Origin of the sequence: Gracilimonas sp., assembly GCF_031581265.1 — a bacterium.
Classification (GTDB): domain Bacteria; phylum Bacteroidota; class Rhodothermia; order Balneolales; family Balneolaceae; genus Gracilimonas.
This window is the reverse complement of sequence record NZ_JAVLBQ010000052.1, coordinates 1-14,290: the sequence shown is the minus strand read 5'-3', so window position 1 is coordinate 14,290 and position 14,290 is coordinate 1. Positions and strand designations below refer to the sequence as shown.

Genomic DNA, 14,290 nt, shown 5'->3' with positions numbered 1-14,290 from the left:
TTTCTTTTTTTACCACTTGGCATAAATACTCACCTAACTGTGTTTAATCAATATTACTGTTGTTCGAACGGGTCAAAAATACGGCTTTTTAGAAGGTTTTCTAAATCAATTTTCAACCATCTGTGCTTCATTAACCTCTTCCTTAAAATCTTTGGACATTTTTAAAACCGGTACAAATTGTTCGGGCACAATGACTTCTTCATTCGTTTTGGGGTTCCGTGCCACCCTCTGCGCACGTTTAACGACTTTAAAGGTTCCAAAGCCTCGAAGTTCAATATGCTCTCCCCGCTTCATGGCATCTATGACCGTTTCCATAAAACCATTTACCACGGCCTCGGTTTCAACTTTGGTCAGTCCTACAGATGATGATATTACATCTACTATGTCTGCTTTTGTCATGATAAAAATTATTGATTTACAATTACTATCTTTTTTTTCAAAATACTACAATGAAAACAATGCTGCTAAAAAATCGTTCCTTCAGCAATGATTTTAGTAAAGATTTATTTCTATTCTTTTCTGGTAAAGTTTTTGTGGGCTAATTTCATGTTCCTGGGTCGTATTGGGAAGATCCCGGATCGACGCTTCCATATTCATTTCAGCTTGTCCGGGATGACGAAATTATTAATAGGTTTGTAAATAGATAATACAACAACTAACCATGGTCAGTCATCTCAAATTACTTACCTTTTATAATTATTTTGATCTATTTAACATCTTAACAAATGTAATCCTTTAATATTCCCAAATGTTTTTTACTTTCAGCCTGCTGTCATATTAATACCCTTAACCAAAAGTTTTATCCATGGAAGTATTTGAGAATGTAGTTAACTGGCTAAATAACCTTGTTTGGTCTACCCCGGAACAGTTCCCAATAATGGTCGTGCTATTGTTGGGTTTTGGAATTTTTATCACCCTAAGATTGGGTTTTGTCCAATTACGTCGCTTTGCACACGGTATAAAATCCGTAATGGGTGTTTACGATAATCCCGACGATACCGGGGATGTCAATCACTTTCAGGCTTTAACTACTGCACTCTCAGCTACCGTCGGTATTGGTAATATTGCCGGTGTTGCTATCGCTATTCACTATGGCGGACCCGGCGCCCTGTTCTGGATGTGGGTTACCGCATTTTTTGGTATGGCTATTAAATACACCGAATGTACCCTGGCCGTTCAGTACAGAATCAAGAATAAAGATGGCTCCGTATCCGGTGGACCGATGTACTACATTGAACGTGGCCTTGGCGCAAACTGGAAATGGCTGGCTGTTTTCTTTGCCGCAATGGCCGTAATCTGTTCATTCCTGACCGGTAATGCCGTTCAAGCGAATACTGTTGCTGACACCATGTACAGTACCTTCCAGATTCCGAGCTGGATATCCGGTGTGGTTACCGCAACTTTTGTAGGTGTCGTAATTGTTGGGGGTATTAAAAGAATTGGGCAGGTAACAGCACGACTCATGCCTCTAATGGCCATCATCTATGTATTAGGGGCACTCATTATCCTGACGCTGAATGCCGGATCTGTTATCCCTGCTTTCGGTACTATTTTCACTTCTGCCTTCACACCCGAAGCCGGAATGTTTGGAGTAGGATCAGGATTATTCCTTACTACCTTGGTTTGGGGTATTAAGCGTGGATTGTTCTCGAACGAAGCTGGACAGGGTTCAGCCCCTATTGCCCACGGTGCTGCTAAAACGGAAGAACCTGTTCGTGAAGGTGTTGTAGCACTTTTGGAGCCCTTCATTGATACGATACTTGTTTGTACTATGACCGGACTTGTAATTGTAACCACCGGTGTATGGCAAGAACGTCACGAAATGGTGTATGAGCCGGGCAACAGTAACAATACCGTTGAAGTTGTTGACGGCGGCAGCACCCTCATCATCGAAGATGGTGAACCTGTGAACGGAACCGTAAAGCGAAATGATTTTGAAACGGGGCTTTTCTACTTAACAGAAGGTCAAAACGAAGAATTTTCCGGAACCCTTAATATCGAAACCGGTACGTTTACTGATGAAGAAGGTAATGTAATTGCAACCGTTTACACCAGTATCATTGAAAACGGAGCCCCGCTTACTTCACTTGCCTTCGAGAAAGGATTGGCGCCCATACTCCCCTGGGGTAAACATATTGTAACTTTCTGTGTGCTTTTATTTGGAGTATCCACGGCTATCAGCTGGAGTTACTATGGCGATCGTTCTATTCAATACTTAGCTGGGGATGGTGCTATCTTGCCCTATAAAGTGGTGTACCTGGGTATGCATTTCCTTGGAGCTATTTTCCCCTTGGCAACCGTCTGGGCCATTGGTGATATTGCGCTTGGGCTTATGACCTTCCCAAATATCATTGCCCTCTTTGCCTTGTCAGGTTCTGTGGCTATTGCAAGTAAGAAATACTTTAAGAAAATGGACGGCTGGGAGGATGAAAATTAAGGCATGCAACAAGTTTTAGAAATTGATCATCCCGTAGTAAAACGTTATCTCTCTATTCTGAGAGATAAAAACACGGAGACGGCTGCGTTCCGGCGCGCTCTAAACAGCATCGGAACCATCCTTGCCTATCAGGCACTTACCGAATTACCAATTGAAGAATACGAGGTTGAAACACCGATACAGCAGGCAACCGGGTATAAACCGGGCGCTGAAGTTTTTGTGATTCCAATTTTACGGGCAGGACTAAGCCTCGTTGACGGTATCACCACCTTTATGCCGGACGCCAAAGTGGGACATATAGGTGTTTATCGGGATGAAGAAACGCACGAACCGGTGAATTACTATCATAATTTTCCCGGTGGGTTGAACGGAGCCTATACCCTTGTAGTTGACCCAATGTTAGCTACCGGAGGAACGGCAACGCATGCCCTCAACTTCCTAAAAGAAAACGGGGCTGACAACATCCGTTTCGTTTCCTTAATTTGTGCACCTGAGGGCATTAAACGTCTTCAGAAAGAACATCCGGATGTTCCAATTATAACTGCCGCCATCGATGAAAAACTCAACGAAAACGCATTTATCGTTCCCGGCCTTGGTGATGCAGGTGACCGCTATTTTGGCACGCTTTAGTCATCTTGTAGTATGTATCACTGCGGTCCTGTTAATTTCAGCCTGTGGAGAACTTTCAGAATTTGAAAACCAACAGGTTGAGGAAGCGCTGAGTGATTCCTTATTTACTATCACCAAAACCTGGGGTGTTAATATGGAGTTGATGGAAAATGAGCAGCTCAAACTTATTCTAAAAGGCAGTTACAGCACTACACTAAAAAACGAAGCTGTAAACATCACTAAAATATCCGGGCCGGTGTATATCGAAATTTATAATGATTCGGGAGAGGCTGATACTTTTGTAAATGCTGACAGTGCTTTGTATCAACCCGAAGCCTTTACTTTTGAGCTCTTTGGGAATGTTACAGTTGATGCACCGGAGAATAAAGTGCTCCGATCGGAATACATGAAATGGGATCGTTTTAGTGATAAGGTCAGTACTCCTGAATTCCTGACTATTGTCACCCCCTCCGACAGTATTAACGCCATCGGTTTTGAAGGAGATAGTGACTTGAGTACCTACACTCTGAGAGAAGTAACCGGAAAAACCATTATAGAATGAGCAACCTCATTCGAATATCTCTGTTGTTTTCTATCACTTTACTGATGGTCTCCGGCTTTGCGACATCAAACTCTCATGCCCAGGATGTAGTCCAGATTGATTATGCCAGGGAAGCAACCGTTATTACCGAGAATGGCGAGTCCATTCGAAAGATGTATGATGCCCGGCTCAAAACAGGTAACGTCACCATGGTGGTTGACAGTGCCTGGCAGTATATCCAACGAAATCAAATGCATGCCTTTGGCAATATCCAAATTGAAACTCCCGACGAATGGATATGGACTGATACTTTGTATTATGACATAAATGAGGAATTGAGTCAATTACGAGGTCGTGTAATTATTCGGCAAGACAGTACCACTCTTTTTGGGGAAAGTGTGGATTATAATTTTTTGACCAAAGTCGCTTTTTTCAATAAAGGCATTCGCCTTGAAGATACGGGCGGTACACTGATTGCAAAAAGAGGAACTTATTTCCAAAATCAGGACAGTGCCATTTTTAAGGGAAACGTCCAGATTGCTGACACTGCTCAATATGCAGAAGGCGACAGCCTTTTCATTAACCGTAAAACCGAATTTTTGCAATTATACAGCAACGTGTTAGTTGCAGATAGCTCCAATAATGGCTTATTGACGGGAGACTTCCTTGAAGCCGATTCAACCGGCAGGCGGTTTGTGGATGGGAATGCATACTTACGACGCATCAGTGCCGATACCACCGATACCACGCATATCAACTCCAATCAAGCGCTTTTACTGGAACAGGATTCAACAAACTTGATCAAGTCATATGGCAATGTAAAAGTGTATGGCCCAAACTTTTCCTCTGTTTCAGATACTCTTCTTTATAATTCATCTACTGAAATTTTTGAATTGATTTCCAACCCAATTGCGTGGCATAACAATATCCAGCTAACCGGCCCCTATATAACTGTGCAAATGGACAGCAATCAGATACGGCAATTAACTGCATATCACCAAACCTTCGTTGTACAGGAAGACAGTACGACCGGACGACTAAATCAAATCAAAGGAGATACTTTAATTACTGATTTTATGGATGGAGAACTTTCACGAATTCTAATATATCCAAACAGCCAGGTTTTATACCATACCGCAAATGAGCAAGGGGAGTCTGACGGAGCCGTTGAATATTCATCTCCCAGAACCATTATGGCTTTTAAAGACGGGGAACTGGAACGTGTTGTTGCCGGAAAAAATAGTGGTTATTTTTTTGAAGAATTTGAGGGACTGGCGGACCGTAAATTAGACGGATTTAGCTGGAATCCTGAACGCAAGCCTCAGAAACCAAGAGTACTTATACAACCACGTTTTTCACCGGTTCCAACAGTAAGACCTTTTGAACTCCCACGCAGATACCTGGAATTCTTAGAAACCAATTCTGACCAAATCAGGTTTTAAGATTTGATTTTGTTGGATTTATATTTTTGAAATAATGGTCCCGAAAAGGGAAAATGTAAATAGGCCGGATTGCAATCTAAGTACTCTCCTTGAGCCTTATTTAAACATCACGGCTCAGCGAGCAATGGTACGTACCTCGGCTCGCTGAGCCGAAAAGTCTTTAGACTTACAAATCATATTAAACATACTACGCCACCTATGAGCAACTGGACTTTAAAATCTATCCCGCCCCACGACTGGTTCCTCTGCCTGGATGTTGAATCCTATTTCGACCATGAGCACGAGCCTGAAAAAGTATTTGAAGAAGGATTCACCCGTCCTATTCCCGTTGGTGATACAGATGTCATTGTAACCGTATTTTTCAACGGAGATCCGGAGAATCCCGAATTTCATATTGAATCGCAGGAAAGCCTATCCAAAGAAGAAATTGAACTGGCAAATGAATCCCTGGCTAAGATTTTTGGCACTAACATCGATCTGCGTCCTCTCTATGATCAAGCTGAAAATGATCCGGTTTTGGGAGATAAACTCACTGACCTCTATGGGCTGAAAAGAATGACCCGTGCTAATCTATTCGAGGATATTTTATATCGCATCGTACAGATGCAGATGAACCATAAGCCTACCGCCAAGAAAATGATGTTTCAAATACGTGAAACTTACGGTACAGCGCTTATGCTGGGTAAAAAATCCTTGCCTGCCTGGCCGCGCCCTCATCAACTAATGAAAGCAAATCCTGCCAATATCAGAAAACTGGGTCCTACCCTTCGCAAAGGACAATACTTGGTAGGATTGGCAAACGACATCGTAGCTGGGAATGTGGACATGGAACACCTGATGGAATGTGAACCACAGGAGTTTTATGATCTGATTACGGATATCAAAGGCATTGGGCCGACTTCAGGGCAAGATTTGATGATGATGCGGGGACGAACGGATGCGGTCTTTCCATCCAACAAAAAATCAGGAGAAGAAAAAGGTTTGAGGCGATGGATCATCTACAGCTATGGTGAAGATCCGCATAACACCTCAGAAGAACGATTCCAGGAACTCATCCAAAACTGGAAAGGCTATGAAGCAGCCGCGTTGGAGTTTTTATATGTGAATTACGTTTTGAAGGAGAAAGAAGAACAGGCTAAAAAGTAATTATAGTACTACCCTTATTATGAATGCAGAATTAAGTGAAATTCTAATCAACCCGAATAAGAAATGATTTTGTAGATATCGCAGTTCTGTAACTAATCCCTCTAATCAAATTACTACCTATGAAAACCTTCTTAACATTCTGCATCACTTTACTGTTTGCTGCATCTGCTTTTGCCCAAGACTATACCATGGATCAGCTCGAAAATTCACCTCGCCATCACGAATGGGTGACTATTGAATCTAACGATCGTACACTCCACAATTTTGTGGTCTATCCCGAAACTTCCGAACCGGCCCCTGTAGTTATTGTCATTCATGAAAACAGAGGGCTGAATGGCTGGGCCCGAAGCTTTGCAGATCAGCTTGCAGCAAAAGGATTTATTGCCGTCGCTCCCGACCTGATTTCTAATACTGTAGAGGGCATCGAAAAAACCTCGGATTTTGAAACTTCTGATGCTGCCCGACAAGCCATCTACAGCCTTGATCCTGACCACGTTACCACCGACCTGATGAATGTACTTGAATATGCTAAAACCATAAAAGCCGGAGATGGAACTTTTGCTGTAACCGGTTTTTGCTGGGGAGGCTCCCAATCATTTCGATTTGCAACCAACGCCGGTGATGCCATTGATGCGGCCTTCGTGTTCTACGGAACCGGCCCGGGTAACGCCGAAGCCTATTCAAATATTGAAGTCCCTGTGTATGGCTATTACGGGGGAAGTGATGAGCGCGTAAATTCTACCATTCCTGATTCCGAAGAAGCCATGAACGAATATGACAAAACCTACGAATATGAAATTTATGAAGGAGCAGGACACGCCTACATGCGCAGCGGTGATGACCCTGAAAAACCGGCGGATGATCCTAATGTACAAGCCCGAAATAACTCTTGGGATCGATTAGTTTCTATTCTGAATAGCTTAAATTAATCGCTTTGAAGTGATGATTTAAGTTTGAAATCTGTGTACCTTTAAATTCCTGAACAGAATAAAACCTGTTCAGGAATTTTTTTGCCCGAGTGGCGGAATTGGTAGACGCGTGCGCTTCAGGTGCGTATGTCTTCGGACGTGGAGGTTCGAGTCCTCTCTCGGGTACTTAGCCCTGTAAGAATTTTTCTCACAGGGCTATTTTTTTGCTTTTCTCTGAACACTTTACCTTTTACTCACAATTCTTCTGGATCTTACTTCATAGATCTACCAAAATTTTCTCTATTTTGGTCTGAGATTAATTTCATATCGCAAAATATAGGTCTAGTGAATTCAGAAGAATTTTATAAAAGTTTGAATATCCTGCCTTCTTTCAGGGAGGTTTCCAATTATGAGCTGTACACTCCTATTCCTGATGATTGGTACGTAGCCCTCGCTGATATCCGCGGCTCTACCGATGCCATCAGGCTTGGGAAATACAAGGAAGTTAATATGGCCGGAGCTTCCATTATTGCCGCGCTCAATAACTTCTATGACACAGAAAACATACTTCCCTATTTATTTGGGGGTGACGGATCTCTGATCGCTCTTCCAAATGAGGACATCGAAACGGTAAAAGGCATTATGGCTTTTTGTAGAACAGCCGTCGCTGATGCGTATGACTTAGAGATGGCTGTTGGATTAATGTCCATAAAGGAACTTCGTGAAATGGGGCATGATGTTCGGGTAGCCCGACTTAGTCTGTCAGAAATTATTGACCAAACTATTTTTTGGGGAAGCGGAGTGACCTTTGCAGAAGATTACATCAAAAAGCGTGATACCCTGGAAGATGTAGAACCTATTGAAGCTGATTTTTCAGGTTTGGAGTGCCGATGGAGTCAAGTACCCAGTGATAAGGATGAAGTAGCGGCTTACATTATTCAGGCCTTTGGGGAAGACGAAGAAGAGAGCGTAGAAATCTATGAAGATTGTTTTCAACAGATTGAGTCTATTTACGGTAAAGATGAATCATTTCATCCAATTCGGGAGGATGCATTGCAAATGACGGCTAATCCTCTTTTACTCGGGGTTGAATGGAAATTACGTACCCAACCTCCTACCCTGAAAAAGAAAATCAAACATGCTGCCATGATGCTTTTCCAGCTGGTGACAGGATTATTCCTCATGAAATTCAAAAAGAAAACCTCGGAAACTGATTGGGGTGATTACAAACCGGATTTAGTTCGCCATGTCGATTACAAAAAATTTGGAGACGGACTCCGCTTTGTAGCTACCGGAACCGTACAACAACGCATGGACTTAACTTCCTTCCTGGATGAAATGTTTCAAAAGAAAAAACTGGCTTATGGAGTTCACCCCTCATTTGCAGCTATGGTTACCTGCTACGTTCGCAGCTATCAAAGCGATCACATCCATTTTGTGGATGGAACCGATGGTGGATATGCGAAGGCTTCACAGGAATTGAAGAATCGCCGGAAAAAGCTTGGCATTTAAATGTGTTATTCGGAAATGGTTAATGGGAATTCGATTTTACAAATAACCATCAACCAATAACCAATTCAAGCGTCGGTTTGAACTTTCTCTTTACCTAACTTCTCCCGCACAGCCGGTGCCACTTCTTTCGCAAACAACTCAATAGAGCGAAGCAATTTATCATGCGGAACACTGCCCACGCTCATCTGCAATAAAAAGCGGTCGTGACCAAAAATCTCATGCTGGTACATGATCTTGTCGATCACATCCTGAGGGCTGCCCACTACATTTGCTCCCTTCAAGGTGATAGAAGCATCAAACTGCTGGCGAGTCATAGGCGGCCAGCCTCGTTCTTTTCCAATTTTGTCCATTTGTGTTTTGAAAGCCGGGAATGCAATATCCGCAGCTTCTTGTGTGGTGTCTGCAATAAATCCATGAGAATTAATGCTTACTCTTTGTTCGGGCTGATCATAATCGGCGGCACCTCGTTTGTGGGTGTCTACCATTTGCTTGAATTGAGCAGGCTGCCCTTCAATAATCGCAATCGCCATGGGCATTCCCATCGCGCCGGCTTCGTAGGCTGATTTTGGCGTTCCTCCAACAGCTCTCCATACCGGGATTTTATCCTGATAGGGACGTGGATATACACCTCGATTGTCAATACTTGGGCGGTGTTTCCCTTCCCAGCTTATAACTTCGCTTTCACGAAGCTCCATTAACAGTTGTAATTTCTCCATGAACAATTCTCCATAATCCTGAAGATCATAGCCAAAGAGTGGGAATGACTCCACGAAAGAACCACGCCCCACCATAATTTCAGCACGGCCTTTGGAAAGCAAATCAATCGTAGAAAATTGCTGATACACCCGCACCGGATCTTCAGATCCCAAAACCGTAACCGCCGAACTTAGTTTGATATTCTTAGTCCGGGCCGCGGCAGCTGCCAACAACGTTGATGGCGAAGACGATACATATTCCTCCCGATGATGTTCGCCTATTGCAAAAACATCCAAACCCAACTCATCGGCCAGTTCAATTTCTTCCATTAGCTGATCGAGTCTTTTGGAGGGATGCTGGGGCTTACTCCCTCCATCAATGGGCGTATTCTCTACAAAAGTATAAATGCCTAATTCCATAATTCTATGTGTTCTGAAGTTCTTTTTTGTTTAATGTTAAACTAATCTTTTTTGGGAAGAGAATCTGTATTTGAGTGATAGATTCATCTTATCATTCATATCAGTTTTTGGTTGATTCATTTTTAAATATACGTGCGATTTATTATTTTATACGTGCAATTTAACAAATCAACCTATTATGAAATCAAAATTAACGCTTTCCATAAAAGGCGATGTCATTCAGGAAGCCAAAGAATTAGCAAAAAAAAATGATACCACGGTTTCCCAAATGTTCACTGATTTTGTGGAATCACAGAAAAAGATGCAGAAAAAGTTAGCGGCTCTGAATAAAGTCAGTGGCTCAATTACTACTAATATTGCTGCAGAAGATGGGGAAGATTACGGAGATCACCTTCACAAAAAACATGGCTGGGAATGACCTTCCTCGATACCAATATTTGTTTGGATCTTTTGGTAAAAAGGAGTCCCTGGCACGGAGTCGTTGAGCGGATCATCCAATTTCATATTCACAATAATTTTGAGATGGGTGTCAGTGTGATTTCAATTCCTACCCTTGCCTATTTGATTGACCGGCATCACAAGGAGTATAATTCAAAAGAAGTATTAAGAGCGTTTTCGGGGTTTGTCGATTTCTTAAAAGTTGATTCGGCTCAATCTATGCGATCTATTTTCAGCAACTGGAATGACCTTGAAGATGCTATTCAGTTTCAGTGTGCTTCTTCTCATAATGCGCAGATGATCATCACTCGAAATACTAAAGATTTTAAATTATCAACCATTCCGGTTTTTCACCCTGAAGAATGGGCTAAAACATTTATCGACGATGCTTAGAACAAAACGTGTTTACGAAGAACCATCTGAAGATGACGGCTACCGAATCCTCACCGAGCGACTCTGGCCGCGAGGCGTTTCCAAAGAACGGGCCGCCTTAGATCAGTGGATGAAATCGATTGCTCCAAGTCATGATCTGCGTAAATGGTTTGATCACGACCCGGATAAATGGGAGGAATTCAAAGAGCGTTATCGCAGAGAATTATTTGGCTCGGATGCGGTGAATGAAATGCTGGAAATCATTAAAGCTAACGACACAGTAACTATGGTGTATGCATCTAAAGATGAAGAGCATAACAGTACGGTTTTGCTGAAGGAATTTTTGGAGGATTTGTTGGAAGAATAACATCTATGACCTTTTTCAAACCATCTCAGCTTAGCCAATAATGATTATAATAGTTCGGGACTGATAATAACCATGGCCCATGCCCACTGTTGCAAACCATTTGCCACTCTATTCTGAATAGATTCAAGGCTATCATCACTGAATAGAAGCGAATACCCTACCTGGAATTTGATATCGTCTGTGAACGTATGGATAACAGAAAAATCCACTTCCGACGCAAGTGACCGGCTTAATGATTGGGTTGGATTGAACGGATCTGCAATTTCATTAGCCAATGAAAAATGATGATAGACTGCATTCAAACTCACTGTTGCAGAAATAGTATAATTTACGCCAAAGTAAATATCCTGTAGGCCACCGCCTTGTGTTTCAGCCGGAATATTCAGGAAATAGTCCATGTTTCCGTAGAACTTATGATTGGTAGCATAAAGGGTATTAAATGTACTTTTAGAAGGGTTACTGTCTCCCACTTCACCACCCGAAAGGTAATCAATTCCACCCGTGAAAGTTACGGGATTTACATTATAGGATACTTTTAACGCTGCCATGTAAGCAGATATATTTTTACGGGCTGCATCATCACCATTTTGGAAATAAAAGGTACCCTTAGCACTTATCTTTTCTGTTGCTCTTAAGTTGATGTACGTGCCATAGGTATATCGGTAATTGACTTCACCGGATGGAACTTCAAACCCATCGGTAAGCATCAACCCTGAAATACTTAGTTTGTTGAAATCTTTATTCATCCAAAAATAGGAAAGTACTTTATAGTTATTCAGTGAATAACTATTTCCCTGTAAATTTTGTGCTTCCTGATTGTATGCTGCTCCCAAATCCAGTTCAAATGTGGATGATGGGCTTTCGTACTTCAATACCAATGCGTCATGACTTCTCGCTTGCTGTACCCAATTTACGCTACTAAATAATCTCTGATCATCATACACCAATTCTTGCCGACCTAATTTTAACCCAATCTCATCCGACAAGTAAAGTTGAGCCCACGCCTCATGGATATTCAAATTAGGTGTATCATCCAACTGAGGTACTTCACCCCAGGTTCGAATGTCTTGAGCAACGATTTTGAAATCATATGAATCTCCCTTGTATAACAAATTTAAGCGGGTCCGCTGTGAAGTAAAAAATGCCGGATCACTTTGATCGGTATTCAAAATTCGATATCCATCACGCAACTCTGTACGGGGACGAAATTCCCCTGTCAGACTAACTTGCGCAAATCCTAAAACAGGCAGCAGAGTTATGCAAATTATGGTAGTAATCGTATAATGAAGATCTTTTATGGATATCATAAATCTATCTGTTTTTGATTTGTTTCTCTGCGTTATTTAGTGTTTTCAAGACCGCTTCAGGTATAAGCGAATCTTCAAAGTTCGGTGCACAAATTTCAGTTCCCGATATAATTCTTCCGGCATGTCCCATGCGTTCATGGGGAAGACAGAAGTAATCATACACCCCTTCTTTATCTAATTTCAAAAGCCAGATATCTCCTGCCCTGAGCAAGTCGGAGTCAAACGATTGGGCCGTTTCGGGGATCCGCAGTGGGCGTCGATTATCCGGATGGTAAGCGGTAACCGTATGCAATCCCTCCACAACTTCAAAGCGAATCACATCTCCGGGCTGAATTTGTAAAACCACGGGTTCAAAACGTGCATCTTCAGCTGTTCCAAGTACTTTAACAGTGAGGGTATCCGGCGGATTACCATAAACTGAAATAGGATTCGCAAATAAAAGAATCACAAATATGTGTACCAAGGTTTTCATCTTTTCAATACTTATAAATCTGTGGTTATCCGCAACATTTGTGTTATCAGTGTGCAATTTCGGTAGTTAAAAAAGCTACAAGTTCTTTAACATAGCTTCGATAGCAGCTGCGGCTTCGTCCATGGGTTGACTCAAGCCTTCTACCCGTTTGGCAATTTTGCCTTCTTTATCCAGTACGGTTACCAGGTTGGAATGAGAAAAATGTCCGTCGCTGGTTTTTTGATATTTAACGCCCAGCATAGTCGCCAGCATTTTAATATCCGTGTGCTTACCGGTAATGAAATGCCATTCGGGAAGATCGAGCTGTTCGTATTCAGCGTATTTTTTCAAAACTTCAGGGGTATCATTTTCATTATCAAAAGAAACAGCAAGAACCTTTGTTTTGGCTTGAGCCGATTTATCTAAGGAGTTAAATAACCTCCAGGTATCTTTGATCAGTATCGGGCACACCTGTGTGCAATTTCCGTAGAACAGGACTACAATAACCGGTTCACCTTTTAAATCGCCAAGTTGTATCGATTCATATCTGTGATTTATAAATTCAGAATCTAAGTGATACAGCGAATGATCTGCATGAACTTCACCTGCTTTCAGGGCTTCTTTTTCATGTTGGTGATGTCCGTGTTGAGCAAAAGCATTGAGGGATAATAACCCCAAAAAAGCCAAGGTATATGCAATTACTGTTTTCATAATGTTTCTCCATTTTCAGATTGAGAAGTGGGTATCGGTTCATCATATGCGCATCTAAAACCGACCATTCCGGTGGTAATTTTTGCGTTAAAGCTCATCCTTGTGATATACCTGATGGAGGCCGCATAGCTGTACACACTTCCGAGAGTGTTCATTCGCCCAACGGTTCCGCAATCCAGTGATAGTTCATCGGTTATAATGGGTTTGAAATCTTCTACCCATTCCATGACCAATCCAAATTGATCTTTTACACCTTCGGTATTTTCAATTTTGGTTGAACCGACTTCAGATAAGTTCTTCACGTCAATTCCAGAATACCAGTTTATCAGCTCACTGCTGAAAGTATTCATCTCTGTTTCAGAATCGAACTCCATTAATTGGGCTGAATATTCCCATTCGTTGAGGGTAGGAAGCCGACCGCCCTGATCTGCACAATAGGCGTTGGCCGCATACCAGGAAACCCGGGTTACCGGGCGGTTAACTCCAAGATTTTCATAGCCCGGATCGAGATCTGACTTCCATTCTCTTAGATAACCATCATTAGTAAATACTGGGGGAATTCTGGAGCGTCTCCATTCAGGATTGTCTCTCAGGAATTCAACAAATTGTTCGTTCGTTACTGCTGTCTCGTCCATGTAAAAAGAGTCGACAGGAACCGGTTCGCCTGGAATTTCCGGTAAAACAGAATGATAAGATCCCGCCGGAACAAGCACTTTTGCCGTTTGTGAAGACGCAATCTCAGGCAATAATGCTACCATCACAAAAGCTGTCAAAAGGACAAAAGTGAATATGTTCGTTTGGGATCTCATCGGTTTATTTCATGTGTTTTTTAACTCTTAACCTCGTTCCCAAGCTCCTCAGCCTGTGTAAAAACCTTATCAAAGAGATTTTATGGTAATGGAGGCATTAGGGTCAGGTCCCGTATATTTTTGTT

Annotated in this window: 16 protein-coding genes and 1 tRNA gene; 11 read left to right on the top strand and 6 right to left on the bottom strand. The window is 42.1% G+C overall.

Going from position 1 to position 14,290, the window contains the following annotated elements; all coding sequences use genetic code 11:
• Window positions 1-105 precede the first annotated feature (105 nt).
• Complete coding sequence (locus RI561_RS13345; RefSeq protein WP_395080742.1) at window positions 106-399, bottom strand: HU family DNA-binding protein; 294 nt, start codon at window positions 397-399, stop codon at window positions 106-108.
• A 406-nt stretch (window positions 400-805) separates the two neighbouring features.
• Between RI561_RS13345 and RI561_RS13340 the strand changes: the two genes are divergently transcribed.
• The 8 genes from RI561_RS13340 to RI561_RS13305 all read left to right on the top strand — a co-directional run bounded on the left by RI561_RS13340 (window position 806) and on the right by RI561_RS13305 (window position 8,595).
• Window positions 806-2,437 carry an alanine/glycine:cation symporter family protein gene (locus RI561_RS13340; protein ID WP_395080741.1) on the top strand — a complete coding sequence of 544 codons (1,632 nt, stop codon included), beginning with the start codon at window positions 806-808 and terminating at the stop codon, window positions 2,435-2,437.
• Window positions 2,438-2,440: 3 nt separating this feature from the next.
• Window positions 2,441-3,067: a uracil phosphoribosyltransferase gene (gene upp, locus RI561_RS13335; RefSeq protein ID WP_395080740.1), complete on the top strand. Its 627-nt coding sequence runs from the start codon at window positions 2,441-2,443 to the stop codon at window positions 3,065-3,067.
• Window positions 3,054-3,608: an LPS export ABC transporter periplasmic protein LptC gene (gene lptC / locus RI561_RS13330; RefSeq protein ID WP_395080739.1), complete on the top strand. Its 555-nt coding sequence runs from the start codon at window positions 3,054-3,056 to the stop codon at window positions 3,606-3,608. The genes upp and lptC overlap by 14 nt, the downstream gene beginning before the upstream one ends.
• Window positions 3,605-5,029 carry an OstA-like protein gene (locus RI561_RS13325; RefSeq protein ID WP_395080738.1) on the top strand — a complete coding sequence of 475 codons (1,425 nt, stop codon included), beginning with the start codon at window positions 3,605-3,607 and terminating at the stop codon, window positions 5,027-5,029. The genes lptC and RI561_RS13325 overlap by 4 nt, the downstream gene beginning before the upstream one ends.
• A gap of 198 nt (window positions 5,030-5,227) precedes the next feature.
• The gene (locus tag RI561_RS13320; protein WP_395080737.1) at window positions 5,228-6,175 is read left to right on the top strand and encodes a DNA-3-methyladenine glycosylase family protein; all 948 of its coding nucleotides are present in this window, start codon (window positions 5,228-5,230) and stop codon (window positions 6,173-6,175) included.
• 119 nt (window positions 6,176-6,294) lie between these two features.
• Complete coding sequence (locus tag RI561_RS13315; protein WP_395080736.1) at window positions 6,295-7,104, top strand: dienelactone hydrolase family protein; 810 nt, start codon at window positions 6,295-6,297, stop codon at window positions 7,102-7,104.
• A gap of 83 nt (window positions 7,105-7,187) precedes the next feature.
• A tRNA-Leu gene (locus RI561_RS13310) sits at window positions 7,188-7,269 on the top strand.
• A gap of 159 nt (window positions 7,270-7,428) precedes the next feature.
• Window positions 7,429-8,595, top strand: a complete 1,167-nt coding sequence (locus tag RI561_RS13305; RefSeq protein WP_395080735.1) for a DUF3095 family protein — start codon at window positions 7,429-7,431, stop codon at window positions 8,593-8,595.
• A 65-nt stretch (window positions 8,596-8,660) separates the two neighbouring features.
• Here the strand turns inward: RI561_RS13305 and RI561_RS13300 are convergent, their stop codons facing one another.
• Window positions 8,661-9,710, bottom strand: coding sequence for an LLM class flavin-dependent oxidoreductase (locus RI561_RS13300; protein WP_395080734.1), 1,050 nt, complete (start codon window positions 9,708-9,710; stop codon window positions 8,661-8,663).
• 178 nt (window positions 9,711-9,888) lie between these two features.
• Here RI561_RS13300 and RI561_RS13295 point away from each other — a divergent pair, with 178 nt between their 5' ends.
• The 3 genes from RI561_RS13295 to RI561_RS13285 are packed head-to-tail and all read left to right on the top strand — an operon-like array spanning window position 9,889 to window position 10,887.
• Window positions 9,889-10,128, top strand: a complete 240-nt coding sequence (locus tag RI561_RS13295; RefSeq protein WP_395080733.1) for a DUF6364 family protein — start codon at window positions 9,889-9,891, stop codon at window positions 10,126-10,128.
• A complete protein-coding gene (locus RI561_RS13290; protein WP_395080732.1) occupies window positions 10,125-10,541 on the top strand; it encodes a type II toxin-antitoxin system VapC family toxin in 417 nt (138 codons plus the stop codon). Before RI561_RS13295 ends, RI561_RS13290 begins: the two co-directional genes overlap by 4 nt.
• Window positions 10,534-10,887 (top strand): DUF488 domain-containing protein, encoded by a 354-nt coding sequence (locus RI561_RS13285; RefSeq protein ID WP_395080731.1) that lies wholly within the window; start codon window positions 10,534-10,536, stop codon window positions 10,885-10,887. Before RI561_RS13290 ends, RI561_RS13285 begins: the two co-directional genes overlap by 8 nt.
• A gap of 44 nt (window positions 10,888-10,931) precedes the next feature.
• Here the strand turns inward: RI561_RS13285 and RI561_RS13280 are convergent, their stop codons facing one another.
• The 4 genes from RI561_RS13280 to RI561_RS13265 form a co-directional block, all read right to left on the bottom strand.
• A complete protein-coding gene (locus tag RI561_RS13280) occupies window positions 10,932-12,194 on the bottom strand; it encodes an alginate export family protein (protein WP_395080730.1) in 1,263 nt (420 codons plus the stop codon).
• Window positions 12,195-12,198: 4 nt separating this feature from the next.
• Window positions 12,199-12,666 carry a plastocyanin/azurin family copper-binding protein gene (locus RI561_RS13275; RefSeq protein WP_395080729.1) on the bottom strand — a complete coding sequence of 156 codons (468 nt, stop codon included), beginning with the start codon at window positions 12,664-12,666 and terminating at the stop codon, window positions 12,199-12,201.
• A 75-nt stretch (window positions 12,667-12,741) separates the two neighbouring features.
• Complete coding sequence (locus tag RI561_RS13270) at window positions 12,742-13,356, bottom strand: SCO family protein (RefSeq protein WP_395080728.1); 615 nt, start codon at window positions 13,354-13,356, stop codon at window positions 12,742-12,744.
• Window positions 13,353-14,165 carry a formylglycine-generating enzyme family protein gene (locus RI561_RS13265; protein WP_395080727.1) on the bottom strand — a complete coding sequence of 271 codons (813 nt, stop codon included), beginning with the start codon at window positions 14,163-14,165 and terminating at the stop codon, window positions 13,353-13,355. Before RI561_RS13265 ends, RI561_RS13270 begins: the two co-directional genes overlap by 4 nt.
• Window positions 14,166-14,290 lie beyond the last annotated feature (125 nt).